Source organism: Schaalia georgiae DSM 6843 (genome assembly GCF_000429245.1).
In the GTDB taxonomy this organism is placed as follows: domain Bacteria; phylum Actinomycetota; class Actinomycetes; order Actinomycetales; family Actinomycetaceae; genus Pauljensenia; species Pauljensenia georgiae.
Genome location: NZ_AUBM01000008.1, coordinates 180,333 through 197,978, shown reverse-complemented (window position 1 = coordinate 197,978; position 17,646 = coordinate 180,333). Strand labels below are relative to the sequence as shown.

Here is a 17,646-nt window from a genome sequence, read left to right as displayed (position 1 = left end):
GCCTCCGACGATTCATCGGGAACGGACGTTCCAGTCCACGGTATTATCATCCATATGCGCCGAGCTAAGATTGTCTGCACTATTGGTCCCGCGACCGACTCACCGGAGCAGATCCAAGCACTGGTTGACGCCGGAATGGACGTTGCGCGTATCAACCGGTCCCATGGAAATGCCGAGGAGCACGAAGCGGTCATCGCACGTGTCCGCACGGCGTCCCAGACTTCGGGACGCGCCATCGCCGTCCTGGTCGACCTCCAGGGGCCCAAGATCCGCCTCGAGACCTTCGCCGATGGGCCCCAGGAGCTCGCCGTCGGCGACACCTTCACCATCACCACCCGTGACGTGCCCGGAACGAAGGAACTGGTCGGCACCACGTTCAAGGGCCTGCCGGGCGATTGCGCCCCCGGCGACCGCCTGCTCATCGACGACGGCAACGTGGCGGTCCGCGTCGTCGAGGTCACCGATACCGATGTCACGACGCGCGTCGAGGTCCCCGGGACCGTCTCGGACCACAAGGGCCTCAACCTGCCGGGCGTCGCCGTCTCCGTCCCCGCCCTGTCGGAGAAGGACAAGGAGGACCTGCGCTGGGGCATCCGCCAGGACGCCGACTTCATCGCCCTGTCCTTCGTGCGCAGCTCGGCCGACATCCAGGACGTGCACGCGATCATGGACGAGGAGGGCAAGCGCATCCCCGTCATCGCGAAGATCGAGAAACCCCAGGCGGTCGACGCCCTTGAGGGGATCGTCGAGGCGTTCGACGGCATCATGGTCGCGCGCGGCGACCTGGGCGTGGAGATGCCCCTGGAGGCGGTGCCCCTGGTCCAGAAGCGCGCCATCGAGCTCGCCCGCATCGCGGGCAAGCCCGTCATCGTGGCCACCCAGGTCATGGACTCCATGATCAAGAACCCCCGGCCCACCCGCGCCGAGGCGTCCGACTGCGCGAACGCGATCCTGGACGGCGCTGACGCCGTGATGCTCTCCGGCGAGACCTCGGTGGGGGCCTTCCCCATCGAGACGGTCCGGACGATGGCCCGCATCATCGAGGCGACCGAGGAGGAGGGCGGCGAGCGCATCGCCACCATCCCCGGGTACTACGCGTCGGACAGGGCCGCCGTGATCTGCGAGGCCGCGGGCAAGATCGCCGAGCACCTCGAGGCGAAGTACCTGGTGACATTCACCCAGTCCGGACGCAGCGCGCGCCTCATGTCGCGCATGCGCCACGCCATTCCGATGCTCGCCTTCACGCCTTTGGAGTCCACGCGCAGGCAGTTGGCCCTGTCGTGGGGCGTCCGGGCCTACAGGGTCCCCGAAGTGCGCCACACTGACGACATGGTGTGGCAGGTTGACCAGGTGGCCCAAACCTCGCGCCTGGCTGAGATCGGCGACCAACTGGTGCTCATCGCGGGGATGCCCCCGGGAACGCCGGGGTCGTCGAACATGCTGCGCATCCACAATATCGGCGACGAGGCGGACTACTTGATCGGCGGCACCCGCTAGCGGCCGCACAATGCGGGGGGCGTCGGGTTTCCGGCGCCCCTTTGCTCGTGCGCCGGGTCGGGGCGGATCGGCAGTGGCGGGGGAGCACCCGTCTTCATGTGGCCCACCGACCCACCGGCGGTGTCCGGATCCTCGAACGCCGTCGGCTCCTGGTCCTCGGATCCGGGGACTGGGGGTGACAAGATCCCGTGGATGCGCTAGAGTAGATGACTACGCGCGATGCGCGTTGGGGGAACGGGCCAAAGGGGGCCCGGTCCTGCGGCCGTGTGGCCGTGAACGAGAAGCGCCCAAGTTGCCTGTGCGGATCAAGCACATACTGCGGGCGCGACCGGAAATGATGGAGGAGAAATGAATACAGATATCCGGACCGTGTCGGTCCACGACACATTGTTCGGCCGTGTGGCCAACAACCTGGAGGTCGCGCAACTGTCGCACGCAGTGGCGCCTTGGTTCGCCGACTTCCACGATTCGAGGATAGCGAAAGCGATCGCGGACCTTGATGAGCCCGAACTGCGCGGGGAGGCGGCCGAGTACCTCGGCCTCGAAGTCATCCCAGTCGCGTGAGGGAGAAAGCGAACGGCCCCGAGCTATTGCTCGGGGCCTTGCTTTATCCGCTCTTCATATTCGGGGGCCGGACGGCCCGGGCTCGTTCCAGACATTGGCGCATGGGCTGCTCGTAGAAGCTCCGTCGCACCGGGGCACTGGGCCGCGTTCCCGGTTCGGCCAGAGTCCGGCGGATGCCGGGAGCGCAGCGGAGCGCACGGAAAACTCCTCTGTTGTGGCGTGGCACGCACAGTCAATGCCAGCAACGCGGCCTGTGAACCGGTACCATGATCCCACGGCCACCAAGGGCGGTACCCCGAGTGGGATTCGAACCCACAACAAGCCGGGTTTGAGCCGACCGCCTCTGCCAGTTGGGCTATCGGGGCTTACGCGTTGCGTAGGTACACAATAGAATAGTTGAACAAACCGATCAAACCGAGGAACACGATATGACTGAAGAGCAGACCGAGCCGCGTCGCGTACTCGTCGCCGAGGACGAGGGGCTTATCCGTCTCGACATCGTCGAGACATTGACGTCGGCCGGGTTCGACGTCGTCGGCGAGGCGGCCGACGGCGAGGAAGCGGTCCAGCTGGCGCTCGACCTGGAGCCGGACCTGTGCGTCATGGACGTCAAGATGCCGAAGATGGACGGCATCACCGCAGCGGAGAAGATCCTCCAGGAGCTCTCCTGCGCCGTCGTCATGCTCACGGCGTTCTCGCAGACCGAACTGGTGGAGCGCGCGCGGGACGCGGGGGCGATGGCTTATGTCGTCAAACCGTTCAGCCCCGCCGACCTGATCCCCGCAGTCGAGATCGCTCTCAGTCGCCACGCGGAGATCGAGTCCCTGGAGGACCAGGTCGCCGACCTCACCGACCGCTTCGAGACCCGTAAGCGCGTCGACCGCGCGAAGGGCCTGCTCATGAAGAACATGGGGATGAGTGAACCGGAGGCGTTCCGGTGGATCCAGAAGACGTCCATGGACCGCAGGCTCTCGATGCGGGAGGTCGCGGACGCGGTCATCAACCAGGTGGACGACTGAGGTCCCGGGCCCGGGTGCTGTTGGACGGACGACGGCAGCCGGGCCCGCTCGTCACCGCCGCATGAGGATCCTGTTGGTGATGCGGGCGCAGGATATGAGGCGTCCGTCCTCGTCGTGCACCTCGACGGTGTGGACGGTGGAGGTGCGGCCCAGGTGGGCCGCGGTCGCCACGGCGGTGACCCGTCCCCCGCGCCCGGCTGCGACGTGGGACGCCGATAGCTCGGTCCCCACCGCGTAGGCGCCGCCCCCGGGGTAGAGGTCGTCAGCGTGGGCGCACGCGGCGAAGGAGCCCGCCGTCTCGGCCAGTGCGGCGCTGGCGCCGCCGTGCAGGATCCCTCCGTTCTGGAGGTTTCCGGCGACCGGCATGGAGACCACGGTCCTGCGCGCCGTGTGCTCCAGGACCTCCATGCCCGTGAGCTCCATGAGGGTGCCGGGCCATGACGCGCCGACCCAATGGCGGGCGCCGTCGGCGGGTGTTTTCGTCTGGTCTGATGCTGTCATGGCATCTAGGGTGTCATGTGTGAGTGACACTGTGCTGATCATCGACGGCCATTCGATGGCGTACCGCGCGTTCTACGCCCTGCCCGCGGACAAATTCGTGACGACGACGGGGCGCTACACGAACGCCGTCTACGGTTTCGTGTCGATGCTCACGCGCTTGCTGGAGCAGGAGAAGCCGACCCACGTGGCCGTCGCCTTCGACCTGTCCCGCCATTCCTTCCGCACCGACCAGTACCCGGAGTACAAGGGCACGCGCGACGCGACGCCCGAGGAGTTCAAGGGCCAGGTCGGGCTCATCGAGCAGGCTCTCGGCGCCATGGGCATCATGAGCCTCACGAAGGAGCACTACGAGGCGGATGACATCCTGGCCACCGTGGCCCGCAGGGGAGCCGAAGCGGGCATGCGCGTCCTAGTGGTGTCGGGCGACCGCGACTCCTTCCAGACCGTGGGCGAGCACGTCACGGTGCTCTACCCGGGCACGGGCCCCGGGGATCTGAGGCGCATGGATCCGGCGGCGGTCGAGGCGAAGTACGGCGTCCCCCCGCACCGCTACCCGGAGATCGCGGCCCTGGTGGGCGAGGCCAGCGACAACCTCCCGGGAGTGCCGGGCGTCGGGCCGAAGACCGCCGCGCAGTGGATCACCCGCTTCGACGGGCTGGACAACCTGCTGGCGCGGGCGGACGAGGTCGGCGGCAAGCGCGGGCAGGCCCTGCGCGACCACGCCGACGAGGTCCGCCGCAACCGCAGGCTCAACCGCCTCGTCGACGACCTCGACCTGGGGGTGGGCGTCGACGACCTGCGCAGGGGCCCCACCGATTTTGCGGAGATCCAGTCCCTTTTCGACGCGCTCGAGTTCGGTTCGCTGCGCCAGAAGGTCCGCCAGGTCGCCCACGTGGGGCGCGCCGGAGCGGAGGGGAGCGCAGCGGCGGACGCGCCGATGGGCGGCAGCGGGGCGCCGGACGTTGCCGTCGGGGCGTGCCAGGAGGACACCGACATCTCCCAGTGGGCGCGGGACAACGCCCCGGTCGCTGTCCTGGTGGAGGGGGATCCGCGCGCCGTCGCGGGCCGGGTGGACCGGCTCGCACTGGCGGGCGCGGACCGGGCGCTGGTCATCGACCCGGCACTGCTCACCCCCGCGCAAGTGGACCAGGTCGGGGGAGTGCTGGCCGGGGGAGTGGCTGTGGCCCACGACTGGAAGGGCACCGCGCACGCTCTGCGCGCCCAGGGCTGGGCCCTGGGGGAGGCGTGCTTCGACGTCATGCTCGCCGCCTACCTGGTCGCCCCCGACCAGCGGTCTTACGCGGCTGCCGACTTGATCGACAGGGTCCTGGGCATCGACGTGGGCGGGGACGCCCCCGATGACGCGCTCTTCGATCTGGAGGCCGAGGGGGAGGGGCCCAGCGTGGCCGGGGCCCGCCTCGGGCGCCTGTGCGCCGCCCTGCACCCCCTGCGGGCCAAGCTGGGGGAGGCCCTGCGTGACAGCGGGGAGGCCGGCCTGCTCTCCGATGTCGAGATGCCCACGGCGGCCGTGCTGGCGGGGATGGAGCGGGTGGGGATCGGAGTCGACTCGGCCCGCCTGGGCGCGCTGTCGGACGAGCTCGGCGGCGATGTGGAGCGGGCGCGCGAAGGGGCGCTGGCCGTCCTGGGGCGCGAGGTGAACCTGTCGAGTCCCAAGCAGCTGCAGGAGGTGCTCTTCGAGCACTTCGGCCTGCCCCGGACGCGCAGGACGAAGACCGGGTACACGACGAACGCCGAGGCCCTGCAGGACCTCTACGCCAAGACAGCACAGCAGGGGGGCGACGGCCACGAGTTCCTGGGGCACCTGCTGGCCCACCGCGACCGCATCAAACTCAAGCAGATGGTGGACTCCCTGATCGCCTCCGTGGCCGACGACGGGCGCATCCACACGACTTTCTCCCAGGTGGCGGCCGCCACGGGCCGGTTGGCGTCGGCGGATCCGAATCTGCAGAACATCCCGGCGCGCAGCGGGGACGGGATGCGGATCCGGGGCGGTTTCGTGGCCGGACCGGGCTTCGAGGCGCTCATGAGCGCCGACTACTCCCAGATCGAGATGCGCATCATGGCGCACCTGTCCCAGGACGAGGGCCTCATCGGGGCGTTCAACTCGGGGGAGGACCTGCACCGGACCATGGCCTCCATGGTGTTCGGCACGCCGGTCGCCGAGGTCACCGCCCAGCAGCGCTCCCGCATCAAGGCCACGTCCTACGGCCTGGCCTACGGGCTGTCGAAGTACGGCCTGTCCAAGCAGCTCGGCATTCCCGTGCCCGAGGCGGCCGCCCTGCGCGAACGCTACTTCGAGCGCTTCGGCGGTGTGCGCGACTACCTGGAGTCGCTGGTGGACCAGGCGCGCTCGCGCGGCTACACGGAGACCATGTACCACCGGCGCCGCTACCTGCCCGATCTGGGCAGCGACAACCGGCAGCGCCGGGAGATGGCCGAGCGCGCCGCGCTCAACGCCCCCATCCAGGGCAGCGCCGCGGACATTATGAAGCTGGCGATGATCGGCGTCGTCGGCGCCCTCAGCGAGGCGGGGCTGCACTCGCGCGTCCTGGTGCAGATCCACGACGAACTGCTGGTCGAGGTGGCACCGGGGGAGCGCGAACGGGTCGAGGAGGCCGTGCGCCAGAAGATGGCGGGGGTCGCCTCCCTGAGGGTCCCCCTGGACGTGTCGGTGGGGGTGGGGCCGTCCTGGCAGGAGGCGGCGCACTGAGGGCGGAGCTAGCGACCAACGCCACGTCGTGCTTGGGGACAAGGGCCTAGGCACCTGTGAGAAACCTGATAGGGTGATAACAGCGCCCGGGGTGGATTGCACCCGTAGTCGGCTCCGGTCGCTGGAATTGTCCACCCAACTATCCAGTCCACTTCGGAGAAACTACTACATGACCACGAATACGCCGCAGGTCGCGATCAACGACATTGGATCGACTGAAGATCTGCTCGCCGCCATTGACGAGACCATCAAGTATTTCAACGATGGCGATATCGTCGAGGGCACTGTCGTCAAGGTCGACCACGATGAGGTCCTCCTCGACATCGGCTATAAGACTGAGGGCGTGATCCTCTCTCGCGAGCTGTCCATCAAGCACGACGTCAACCCGGACGACGTCGTCGCCGTCGGCGACCAGGTTGAGGCGCTTGTTCTCCAGAAGGAGGACAAGGAGGGCCGCCTGCTGCTGTCCAAGAAGCGCGCCCAGTACGAGCGCGCCTGGGGCCAGATCGAGAAGGTCAAGGAAGAGGACGGCGTCGTCACCGGCACCGTCATCGAGGTCGTCAAGGGCGGCCTGATCCTCGACATCGGCCTGCGCGGCTTCCTGCCCGCCTCGTTGGTCGAGATGCGCCGTGTCCGCGACCTCGCGCCCTACATCGGCCGCGAGCTGGACGCGAAGATCATCGAGCTCGACAAGAACCGCAACAACGTGGTCCTGTCGCGTCGCGCCTGGCTGGAGCAGACCCAGTCCGAGGTGCGCACGAACTTCCTGCACACCCTGCAGAAGGGCCAGGTCCGCACGGGCACCGTCTCCTCGATCGTCAACTTCGGCGCGTTCGTGGACCTGGGCGGCGTCGACGGCCTCGTCCACGTCTCCGAGCTGTCCTGGAAGCACATCGACCACCCCTCCGAGGTCGTCGAGGTCGGCCAGGAGGTCACCGTCGAGGTGCTCGACGTGGACATGGACCGCGAGCGCGTGTCCTTGTCGCTCAAGGCCACCCAGGAGGATCCGTGGCAGGCCTTCGCCCGCACGCACGCGATCGGCCAGGTCGTGCCCGGCAAGGTCACCAAGCTGGTCCCCTTCGGCGCTTTCGTGCGCGTCGAGGACGGCATCGAGGGCCTGGTCCACATCTCCGAGCTGGCCCAGCGCCACATCGAGCTGCCTGACCAGGTCGTCAAGGTCAACGAAGAGGTCTTCGTCAAGGTCATCGACATCGACTTGGACCGCCGCCGCATCTCCCTGTCCCTCAAGCAGGCCAACGAGGGCGTGGATCCGAACTCGGAGGAGTTCGATCCGTCGCTGTACGGCATGGCCGCCGAGTACGACGAGGACGGCAACTACAAGTACCCCGAGGGCTTCGACCCGGAGACCCAGGAGTGGATCGAGGGCTTCGAGGCCCAGCGCGAGGCGTGGGAGAACCAGTACACGGAGGCCCAGGCCCGCTGGGAGGCCCACAAGGCGCAGGTCCGCCGGGCGATGGAGGAGGACGCGGAATCCGCCCCGTCCATCCAGGAGCAGGCCTCCTACTCCACGCCAGTCGACTCCGAGGGCACGCTGGCCTCCGACGAGGCCCTGGCCGCCCTGCGCGAGAAGCTGACCAACAACAACTGAATCGGCGCGTCACGCATGTGAACGCGTGAGCGGTGGCCCCCGGGATATCCCGGGGGCCACCGCTTTGTCCGCCTCCGGGCTGATGATGTGTGGCGGTATTGCGAAGAGTGGGTGCCGCAACGGAGCATCAGTCCACGGTTGTCACTGGTCCCGGATCCGTCCGGGGCCGCCAGGTGCTGACGGCGCATCGGGGTAGGAAACCACACATTGGGGTAGGCAAATTACCTACCCCAATGACCCGTTGCCTACCCCAATGCCGGTCACTGACCCATCCTCGAGTGCGGGGATCCGGTTCACGCCGCACGCCGCGCCACGGCGAGGTCGGCCCCCAGGCCGCCCACGAAGGCGAGGGCGGTGGGCACGATCCAGCCGAGTTGCAGGGCCTGTCCCGGACTCCACGACAGGACTGGGCCGATGGCCTCGGAGGCCGCGCCAACCTGAGCGAGCGTGGTCGCGGCCGACCACGCGGCTGCCATCCAAGTGCCCAAGCGGAAGGCCCACAGGGCCGGAGTCACCAGGCGCAGCGGATGGGTCACGAGGGTGATCGCAACGACAGTGATGGCGATGGGGTAGAGGAAGGTGATGATGGGGACCGCGATGGCCAGCACGGAGTTCAGACCCGCGGCGGCCAGAACGAAAGAGATCACGGTGAAGGCGGCCATCCACGCCCGGTAGGACACGACTGGGAGCAGGCGGTGGAAGAACTCGGAGGTCGCCGCGATGAGGCCTACTGCCGTCGTCATGCACGCGGTGAGGACGATCAGCCCGAAAACCACCTGCCCCGGCCACCCGATGGTCATCTGCGCGGCGTCGGCCAGCAGACTGGCGCCGTCGGTGTACTGCTGGCCGCCGGGCATCACGTGCCCGATCAGTCCGAGACCGATGTAGACCAGCGCCAGCAGCGCCCCCGCGATGAGCGCCGTCACGGAAGTGCGGCGCACCATCTTGGCTCCGATGCCGCCCCCGGGGCGCCCCAGCGAGGTGACCACGACGATGCCGAAGGCGAGTGCCGCGATCGAGTCCATCGTCATGTACCCGTCCAGCAGGCCCGACGTCAGGGGCGCGCTCGCGTAGGCCGCAGTCGGCGCGGAACTGGAGGCGGGCAGGTTCGCCAACGACAGGAACACCAGCAGCACCAGGAGCGCGAGCAGCAGGGGCGTGAGGACCTTGCCCAGCGAGTCGATGATGGACCGGGGGTTCCACGACAGGAAGAGCGCGACTGCGAAGAACACGATGTTGAAGAGCGTCGAGGCCAATGACGAGGACCAGCCAGTCAAGGGCGCGATGGCCGTGGAGAATGACACGGCCCCCGTGCGCGGCAGCGCGTAGAACGCCCCGATCGACAAGTAGACGAGTCCGGGGAAGACGATGCCGAAGACCCGTCCGCCCCTTGACGCCAGGTCCCGCAGGTCGGTGCCCGACAGGGCGATCGTGATGATGGAGAGCACAGGCAGTGCGACCGCGCCGATCAGGAAGCCCGTCATCGCCCACGGGAAGCTAGTGCCCGCGTTCGCCCCCATGATCGGCGGGAATATGAGGTTCCCGGCGCCGAAGAACATTGAGAACAGGGTGAGCGAAGTGGCGATCAGCAGCCCGGTCTTGTTCGGGGCGGCGGTGGTGTTCGTATTCGTATGCGTCGGCACTGTCCTGGAGCCTCGTGAGCGGTTGATGTCTGCGTCGATTCTGGCATGGGCGGGCGCCGGCGCCAAACGGGGCATACCCTGGGCGGATGGACCAGATCGTCATCGGGGGCGCCCGCGCCCGCCTCGTGCGCCCACTGCCGCCCCCGCACCCGACGGGCCCCGCCCGCGTCGTCGCACTCACTGGGGGCATCGGCTCTGGCAAGTCCACGGCCGCCCGCGAGATGGAGCGCAGGGGGGCCGTCCTCGCCGACGCCGACGCGCTCGCACGCGAGGTCGTCGCCCCCGGGAGCCCCGTGCTCGCCCGTATCCGCGAGCGCTTCGGCGAGGACGTGGTCGGAGTCGACGGAACCCTGGACCGGGCGGCGCTGGCGGCGCGGGTCTTCTGCGACGACGAGGCGGTGGCCGCGCTGGGGGCCATCACCCATCCCGCCATCGACGAACGCGCCTGGGCCATCCTGCGGGCCGCGCCCCGAGGGGCCGTCGCCGTCTACGACGTGCCGCTGCTCGTCGAGGGCGGGGGCGCCGGACTCTTCGACGCCGTTGTCGTCGTGGACGCCGCCGTGGAGGAGCGCCTCGAGCGCCTGGGGGCCAGGGGAGTGGGGCGCGCAGACGCTCTGCGGCGCATGGCGTCCCAGGCCTCCGACGACCAGAGGCGCGCGGTGGCAAGCGTCTGGATCGACAACGCGGGCACCGCCGACGAGCTGCGCGTCCTCGCCGCCGCCGTGCTCGCCCAGTGGCTGGCGCCCACCGGCCCGCCAGCGGGGGCGGGCGCTATGGCGTAGCGTAGGCGGGTGAGCGAAAAACCCGTCCTCCGACAAGAGCGCCCCTTCGAAGTCGTATCCGAGTACTCGCCGTCGGGGGACCAGCCCAAGGCGATCAAGGAACTCGCCTCCCGGATCCGCGACGGCGAGCAGGACGTCGTGCTCATGGGCGCGACGGGCACCGGCAAGTCCGCGACCACCGCGTGGCTCATCGAGGAGCTCCAGCGCCCCGCGCTCGTCCTCGAGCCCAATAAGACGCTCGCCGCCCAGTTGGCCGCCGAGTTCAGGGAGCTGCTGCCGGGCAACGCCGTGGAGTACTTCGTGTCCTACTACGACTACTATCAGCCCGAGGCCTACGTCCCCCAGACCGACACGTTCATCGAGAAGGACTCCTCCATCAACGACGAGGTGGAGCGCCTGCGCCACTCCGCCACGAACTCCCTGCTCACCCGCCGCGACACGGTGGTCGTGTCCTCCGTGTCGTGCATCTACGGCCTGGGCACCCCCGAGGAGTACGTGGCCCGCATGATCGAACTCGAGCGCGGCATGCGGATCGACCGCGACGCCCTGCTGCGCCGTTTCGTCGCCATGCAGTACGTGCGCAACGACATGGCCTTCACGCGCGGCACTTTCCGCGTGCGCGGGGACACCATCGAGATCATCCCCGTATACGAGGAGCTCGCCATCCGCATCGAGATGTTCGGCGACGAGATCGACTCCCTGGCCGTGCTGCACCCCCTCACCGGCGATGTCATCGACGAGGTCGACCACACCTACCTCTTCCCCGCCTCTCACTACGTCGCCGGGGAGGAGCGCATGAAGCGCGCGATCGGCACCATCGAGGAGGAGATGGAGGAGAGGGTCGCCTGGTTCGAGGGGCAGGGCAAACTCCTCGAGGCCCAGCGCCTGCGCATGCGCACCACCTTCGACCTGGAGATGCTCCGCGAGATCGGCTCGTGCGCAGGGGTGGAGAACTACTCGCGCCATATCGACGGCCGGGGGCCGGGCACGCCCCCGCACACCCTGCTCGACTACTTCCCCGACGACTTCCTGCTCATCATCGACGAGTCCCACGTGACCGTCCCGCAGATCGGCGCCATGTTCGAAGGCGACATGTCCCGCAAGCGCACCCTCGTCGACCACGGTTTCCGACTGCCCTCCGCCATGGACAACCGCCCTCTCAAATGGGACGAGTTCACCGCGCGCATCGGCCAGACCGTCTACCTGTCCGCCACCCCCGGCCCCTACGAGCTCGACCGCTCCGACGGCGTCGTCGAGCAGATCATCCGGCCCACCGGACTCGTCGACCCCCTCGTCACCGTCAAACCGACCGACGGGCAGATCGACGACCTCCTCGAGCAGGTGCGCGCCCGCGTCGAGAAGGACGAACGGGTGCTGGTCACCACCCTCACGAAGAAAATGGCCGAGGAGCTCACCACCTACCTGGCCGAGCGCGGCGTGCGGGTCGAGTACCTCCACTCCGACGTCGACACCCTGCGCCGCGTGGAGCTGCTGCGCGAACTGCGCCAGGGAGCCTTCGACGTGCTCGTCGGCATCAACCTGCTGCGCGAGGGACTCGACCTGCCCGAGGTCTCCCTCGTGTCCATCCTGGACGCCGACAAGGAGGGGTTCTTGCGCTCCACCCGCTCCCTGATCCAGACCATCGGCCGCGCCGCCCGCAACGTCTCCGGCGAGGTCCACATGTACGCCGACACCATCACGGACTCCATGCGCGAGGCCCTGTCGGAGACGATGCGCAGGCGCGACCTGCAGATCGCCTACAACCGCGAGCACGGGATCGACCCCAAGCCGCTGCGCAAACGGATCGCGGATGTCACCGACATGCTGGCCCGCGAGCAGATCGACACGGAGTCCCTGCTCGAGGGCGGCTACCGCCGGGAGAAGACGGCTGCCGAGCGGAGCGCAGCGGGCGCCAGGGGCGCCGCCGGGCGCGCCCAGGGGGACCTCGCCTCCCTCATCGAGGAGCTGTCCGAACAGATGATGACGGCGGCCGCCCACCTGCAATTCGAACTCGCGGCGCGCCTGCGCGACGAGATCGAGGACCTCAAGAAGGAGCTGCGCGCCATGGAGCGCGCCCAGTAGGGCCGCGACGCACACCACCTGGACGGTGTCGTGCCCGCCGCCCGTCATCGGGTACCCTGGTTCCCGTTAGCGGAGGGGAGTACTTCCACCAACAGTGGCATCGTCACCACGACGGCCCAACGGCCTCCGGTGCCACCGGCCCGATCCCATCGAGGAGGGCGGAAAGAGACCTCCGGTACACCAACCGTACCGGAGGAATATCTGTGGAGGTCCACGCCATCGGATGGGCCGCGCTGGCGGCGATCATCATCACCATGATCACCATCGACATAGTCGGCCACGTCCGAACCCCCCATGAGCCCACCATCCGCGAGGCAGCGTGGTGGTCACTGGGCTACATCGGATTCGCCCTCGTCTTCGGCGGCCTCGTCTGGGCCGTCTGGGGCGCTGACTTCGGGCAGCAGTACTTCGCGGGCTACGTCACCGAGAAGGCGCTATCCGTCGATAACCTGTTCGTGTTCGTGCTCATCATCACCGCTTTCCGCGTTCCCAGGAAGAACCAGCAGGAGGTGCTGCTGGCGGGCATTGTCATCGCACTGGTCCTGCGCCTCGCCTTCATCCTGGTCGGCAAGGCGATGATCGAGAGCTGGTCGTGGGTGTTCTACCCCTTCGGCCTGTGGCTGCTGTGGACCGCGTTCTCACAGATCCGCGAGGGCGCCGAGGACCCCGACGCCCACCAGGACGAGGAGTACAGGCCCCCGTCCATCGTCAGGTGGGTGTCCCGGGTCGTCCCCGTCACCGACGGCTTCATCGGGGGGCGCATGCTCTACCGGCACGGCGGGCGCACCTACGTCACACCCCTGCTTCTGTGCGTCATCGCCATCGGCACGGCCGACGTCATGTTCGCAGTGGACTCGATCCCCGCGATCTACTCGTTGACCGTGGAGCCCTACCTGGTGTTCGCGGCCAACGCCTTCAGCCTGCTGGGCCTTCGCCAGTTGTACTTCCTCATCGACGGCCTCCTGGACCGCGTCGTCTACCTGCACTACGGGCTGGCGGCGATCCTGGGGTTCATCGGCTTCAAACTGGTCAACCACGCGCTGCACACCAACGAACTGCCCTTCATCAACGGCGGCGAGCACTGGAGCGCGGTCCCCGAGCCGTCCATCCCCTTCTCCCTGGGCTTCATCGTCGTCGTCATCGTCATCACCGCCGCAGCCTCCCTGGCCGCGTCGGCGAGGCGCCGGGCGAGGGCGCGGCAGGCGGAGGCGGAGCGCGCCCGGCAAGGGCGCCGGGGCGGAGGTTCCGCCCTATGACCGTGCACCCCTGGGCGTGGGCCGTCCTCGCCGTCGTCGCGCTCGCGTTGTTCGCCTTCGACTTCGCCGGGCACGCGCGCAGGCCGCACCCCCCGTCGTCGGGGGAGGCGCTGCGGTGGACGCTGTTCTACGCGGGCCTCGCGGTGCTCTTCGGCATCGGGGTGTGGCTGACTGCTGGCGCGGCCTACGCCCAGGAGTTCTACACGGGGTGGGCGATGGAGTGGTCGTTGTCGGTGGACAACCTGTTCGTTTTCATCCTCATTATGAGGTCGTTCCGCGTGCCCAGGGAGTACCAGCAGAAGGCCCTGCTTTTCGGGATCGTCATCGCCCTGGTCCTGCGCCTCGCCTTCATCCTGGCGGGGGCGGCGCTGGTCAGCCGGTTCTCCGCGGTGTTCTTGGTGTTCGGCCTGTGGCTGGAGTGGACGGCGTTCACGCAGGTCCGCGAGGCGCTGCGGGGAGGGGGCGGCGGGGAGGAGTACCGGGAGAACGGGTTCGTCCGCCGGGTGCGCCGCGTCCTGCCCGTGACCGACGGCTACACCGGCAACCGGTTCCTCCACCGCCACGGCGGCCGCACCTCCATCACCCCGCTGTTCCTGGTGGTCATGGCGCTGGGCTCGGCGGACCTCATGTTCGCCTTCGACTCGATCCCCGCGATCTTCGGCGTCACCTCCGAACCATTCCTGGTCTTCTCGTGCACAGTGTTCGCCCTCATGGGGTTGCGCCAGCTGTTCTTCCTCGTCGACTCTCTGCTCTCCAGGCTCGTGTACCTGGGGTTCGGACTGGGCGCCGTCCTCGCTTTCATCGGCGTCAAACTGATCCTCGAGGCTCTGCGCGGTGGCGCACTGCCCTTCGTGGCTGGCGGCGCCCCGCTCACCTCCTTGCCCGAGATCCCCTCGGCCCTGTCCCTGTGCGTCGTCGTCTCCGTCCTGGCCGTGACGGTCGTCGCCTCCCTCGTCGCCAGCTCCACCAAGGAAGGAACACCGCGTGAGTAACGCCGTAACCACCACAGGACTCACTGCCGCGCAGGTCGCGCAGCGGGTCTCCCTCGGCCAAGTGAACAGGGTGCGCGAGCAGACATCGCGTTCCCTGGCCGCCATCGTCCGGGAGAACGTGTTCACGCTGTTCAACGCGATCATCGTCGGGGCCAGCGTGATCGTCCTGCTCTTCGGGCACATCCAGGACGGCATCTTCGGCGGCGTCATGGTGATCAACGCGGTCATTGGCATCGTCTCCGAGCTGCGCGCCAAGCGGACCCTGGACGCCCTCGCCATTGTGGACGCGCCCCGCGCCCACGTGGTGCGCGACTCCAGCACCCAGCAGATCCCGGCGGCCGAGGTGGTCCTCGACGACGTCGTCTCACTGGGACTGGGCGACCAGATCCCCGTCGACGGCGATGCCCTGGAAGTCAACGGACTCGAGGTCGACGAGTCCCTGCTCACCGGCGAGTCGCGCCCCGTGAAGAAGCAGGCGGGGGACCGGCTGCTGGCCGGTACCTCCGTGGTCGCCGGAGCGGGTGCGATGCGAGCCACGGCAGTGGGCGCAGACGTCTACGCCCAGGGGATCTCCGCCGCCGCCCGCCAGTTCACGCGCACCGTCTCGGAGATCCAGGCCTCAATCAACCGGGTCCTGCAGGTCGTCTCCTTCCTGCTGCTCCCCGTCGTCGTCCTGACGTTCTGGTCCCAGAACCGCGTCGCCGGAGTGGACGGCGGGGACTGGCGCAACGCCCTGGTCCTGTCGGTCGCCTCGATCATCGGGATGATCCCCCAGGGGCTCGTCCTGCTCACCTCCATGAACTTCGCGCTCGGCTCGGCCACGCTGGCACGCCGCGGCGTACTGGTCCAGGAGCTCCCCGCGGTGGAGGTCCTGGCCCGCGTGGACGCGCTGTGCGTCGACAAAACGGGCACCCTGACCACGGGCGGTATCCGGGTGCGCTCCGTCGAGGTCCTGGCAGGGGACCGGGACCAGGTGCTCGGCGCGCTGGCCACTGCCTCGGCCGACCGCACGAACGCCACGGCCACCGCCATCGCCACCCACCTGGAGGAGGAAGGTGCGCCTGGGCCCCTGGGCCCGCAGACGTGGGGCGTGCCCTTCTCGTCGGCGCGCAAGTGGAGCGCGTGGGGGGACGGGCAGACCGCGTGGATCCTGGGCGCCCCGGAGATCGTCATCGACCGCGCGTCCGAGGGCGGGGCCCGGGCCCTGGAACTGGCCGCCGGGGCCGCCAGCCAGGGCGCGCGCGTCGTCGCCCTCGTGAGCGCCCCCGCTGCGCTCGTCGAGGACCGGCTGCCCGAGGCGCGCCTCGCCGCCGCGGTCATCACACTGGAGGAGGACCTGCGCCAGGACGCCGCCGAGACCCTCGACTACTTCCGCCAGCAGGGCGTCCATGTGCGCGTCATCTCCGGGGACAACCCGACCACCGTGGGCGCGCTGGCGGCACAGGCCGGCCTCACTGCGCCGGGGGGCGGCGAGCCCCGCCTCATGGACGCCCGCGAGCTGCCCGAGGACACCGCCTCGGAGGAGTTCGCCCTCGCCATCGACTCCCACGACGTGTTCGGGCGCGTCACGCCCGAGCAGAAGCGCGCCATGGTGGGCGCTCTGCAGGGCAGGGGGCACTGCGTGGCCATGACGGGCGACGGCGTCAACGACGCCCTGGCCCTCAAGGACGCGGACCTGGGGATCGCGATGGGCAACGGCTCCCAGGCCACGAAGGCGATCGCGCAGATCGTCCTGGTGGACTCGAAGTTCTCCGTGCTGCCCGGCGTGGTCGCCGAGGGCCGCCGCATCATCGCGAACATGGAACGGGTGTCCAGCCTCTTCCTGGCGAAGACCACCTACGCGGCGATCCTGGTGATCGTCACGGCCCTGGTCGGCTGGCGCTACCCCTTCCTGCCCCGCCAGTTCAGCTACATCGACTCCCTCACCATCGGCATCCCCGCGTTCTTCCTGGCGCTGTGGCCCAACCGCCGCCGCTACGTGCCGGGCTTCCTGCGCCGCACCCTGTCACTGGCGATGCCCACGGGCGCCGTCCTGGCCGCCGCCGCGCTCACCGCCTTCGGCATCGTGGACCGCATTGTGGACGGCCCGGCGTCCTCGCGCGAGTCCACTGCGGCGATCCTGGCGCTCATGGTGGGCGCGATCTGGCTGCTCGTCATCACGTCCAGGCCCTTGACCCCCGTCAAGTGCGCGCTGCTGACGGCTGTTGCTGTCGCCACCGTCGGGGGAGTCGCCCTGGGGCCCGTGCGGGACTTCTTCCAGATGGTGTGGCCGACGCCGCAGGAGTGGGCGGTCATCGTCGGCGTGGGCCTGTGCGCGGGCGCGCTCATTGAGGCCGGGCAGTGGATCTTCTACAGGACCGCTTACAGGCGTTCCCTGAAGGAGGGAGCGACGGCCCGGGACTGACCCGGTAATTTGAACAGGATGTGTGATTATCCTGTAATTCATCGCACTTTCAAAGTGGTTAACAACCGCGCGCCCTCCTGGATATAGTCGCACTGGGGCCCGTTAGGAGCACGGGCACGGCGTCGGAAGGACAAGGCGGTATGAATGACAGCGGTGGCGTCGACCCTGAAATCGAAGAGCAGGCCCTCTCGCGCGCGGCAGTGGGGACGACCGATCTGGATGAGGCCGGAGAAAAGGGCGTCCAGGCGCTCGCCTTCGAAGCAGACCGAGCTGAAGTGGGGGACGGAGACCGGGCCGCAGACCGCCAGGGACGGTTTCAAAGCCCTTCTGGACGCCGTAAGCGCAGAGTTGCAGGAATGCCGGACGGCGCTCGAGCAGGCGCTGGAGGATTCGAAGAGGGCCATGGCCGGTTACGAGGCGAACGAAGAGGACATCGTCGCCCGCCTCGCCTCCGCCTTCCCCGGTGAGGCCTATGGCGCTGGCCCACAGGCGGTCGGCGATGGAACCGCCGATTATGGCGCACACTGAAGGCAAGGAACTGGGATGACTTCGGATTCAAATCAGAG

Annotated in this window: 13 protein-coding genes and 1 tRNA gene; 11 read left to right on the top strand and 3 right to left on the bottom strand. The window is 68.6% G+C overall.

Annotated elements, in window-relative coordinates; genetic code table 11:
• Window positions 1-54 precede the first annotated feature (54 nt).
• Window positions 55-1,497, top strand: coding sequence for a pyruvate kinase (gene pyk, locus G447_RS0104330; protein ID WP_081491382.1), 1,443 nt, complete (start codon window positions 55-57; stop codon window positions 1,495-1,497).
• A gap of 348 nt (window positions 1,498-1,845) precedes the next feature.
• A complete protein-coding gene (locus tag G447_RS0104325; protein ID WP_005870365.1) occupies window positions 1,846-2,061 on the top strand; it encodes a hypothetical protein in 216 nt (71 codons plus the stop codon).
• A 291-nt stretch (window positions 2,062-2,352) separates the two neighbouring features.
• Here the strand turns inward: G447_RS0104325 and G447_RS0104320 are convergent.
• A tRNA-Leu gene (locus tag G447_RS0104320) sits at window positions 2,353-2,426 on the bottom strand.
• Between the two features lie 63 nt (window positions 2,427-2,489).
• Here G447_RS0104320 and G447_RS0104315 point away from each other — a divergent pair.
• Window positions 2,490-3,080: an ANTAR domain-containing response regulator gene (locus G447_RS0104315; protein WP_005870367.1), complete on the top strand. Its 591-nt coding sequence runs from the start codon at window positions 2,490-2,492 to the stop codon at window positions 3,078-3,080.
• 51 nt (window positions 3,081-3,131) lie between these two features.
• Here G447_RS0104315 and G447_RS0104310 read toward each other — a convergent pair whose 3' ends face one another.
• Window positions 3,132-3,581 (bottom strand): PaaI family thioesterase, encoded by a 450-nt coding sequence (locus tag G447_RS0104310; RefSeq protein WP_005870334.1) that lies wholly within the window; start codon window positions 3,579-3,581, stop codon window positions 3,132-3,134.
• Between G447_RS0104310 and polA the strand changes: the two genes are divergently transcribed.
• Both polA and rpsA read left to right on the top strand, forming a co-directional pair.
• A complete protein-coding gene (gene polA, locus G447_RS0104305) occupies window positions 3,580-6,312 on the top strand; it encodes a DNA polymerase I (protein WP_207382537.1) in 2,733 nt (910 codons plus the stop codon). The genes G447_RS0104310 and polA overlap by 2 nt on opposite strands.
• A gap of 169 nt (window positions 6,313-6,481) precedes the next feature.
• On the top strand, window positions 6,482-7,921 hold the full coding sequence (gene rpsA / locus G447_RS0104300; protein ID WP_005870357.1) for a 30S ribosomal protein S1: 1,440 nt from the start codon (window positions 6,482-6,484) through the stop codon (window positions 7,919-7,921).
• Between the two features lie 293 nt (window positions 7,922-8,214).
• Here rpsA and brnQ read toward each other — a convergent pair whose 3' ends face one another.
• The gene (gene brnQ / locus G447_RS0104295) at window positions 8,215-9,564 is read right to left on the bottom strand and encodes a branched-chain amino acid transport system II carrier protein (RefSeq protein ID WP_026430179.1); all 1,350 of its coding nucleotides are present in this window, start codon (window positions 9,562-9,564) and stop codon (window positions 8,215-8,217) included.
• Window positions 9,565-9,650: 86 nt separating this feature from the next.
• Here brnQ and coaE point away from each other — a divergent pair, with 86 nt between their 5' ends.
• From coaE to G447_RS0104265, 6 genes are all read left to right on the top strand, one after another.
• The gene (gene coaE, locus G447_RS11070) at window positions 9,651-10,346 is read left to right on the top strand and encodes a dephospho-CoA kinase (RefSeq protein ID WP_051226242.1); all 696 of its coding nucleotides are present in this window, start codon (window positions 9,651-9,653) and stop codon (window positions 10,344-10,346) included.
• A gap of 9 nt (window positions 10,347-10,355) precedes the next feature.
• Window positions 10,356-12,428, top strand: a complete 2,073-nt coding sequence (uvrB, locus tag G447_RS0104285; protein WP_005867532.1) for an excinuclease ABC subunit UvrB — start codon at window positions 10,356-10,358, stop codon at window positions 12,426-12,428.
• A 203-nt stretch (window positions 12,429-12,631) separates the two neighbouring features.
• The gene (locus G447_RS0104280; protein ID WP_026430178.1) at window positions 12,632-13,684 is read left to right on the top strand and encodes a TerC/Alx family metal homeostasis membrane protein; all 1,053 of its coding nucleotides are present in this window, start codon (window positions 12,632-12,634) and stop codon (window positions 13,682-13,684) included.
• Entirely contained in the window at window positions 13,681-14,676 is a 996-nt protein-coding gene (locus G447_RS0104275) for a TerC/Alx family metal homeostasis membrane protein (RefSeq protein ID WP_026430177.1), read from the top strand. The genes G447_RS0104280 and G447_RS0104275 overlap by 4 nt, the downstream gene beginning before the upstream one ends.
• Window positions 14,669-17,080 (top strand): HAD-IC family P-type ATPase, encoded by a 2,412-nt coding sequence (locus G447_RS0104270; RefSeq protein ID WP_026430176.1) that lies wholly within the window; start codon window positions 14,669-14,671, stop codon window positions 17,078-17,080. Before G447_RS0104275 ends, G447_RS0104270 begins: the two co-directional genes overlap by 8 nt.
• A gap of 219 nt (window positions 17,081-17,299) precedes the next feature.
• On the top strand, window positions 17,300-17,608 hold the full coding sequence (locus G447_RS0104265; RefSeq protein ID WP_243442299.1) for a hypothetical protein: 309 nt from the start codon (window positions 17,300-17,302) through the stop codon (window positions 17,606-17,608).
• The last annotated feature ends 38 nt before the right edge of the window (window positions 17,609-17,646 follow it).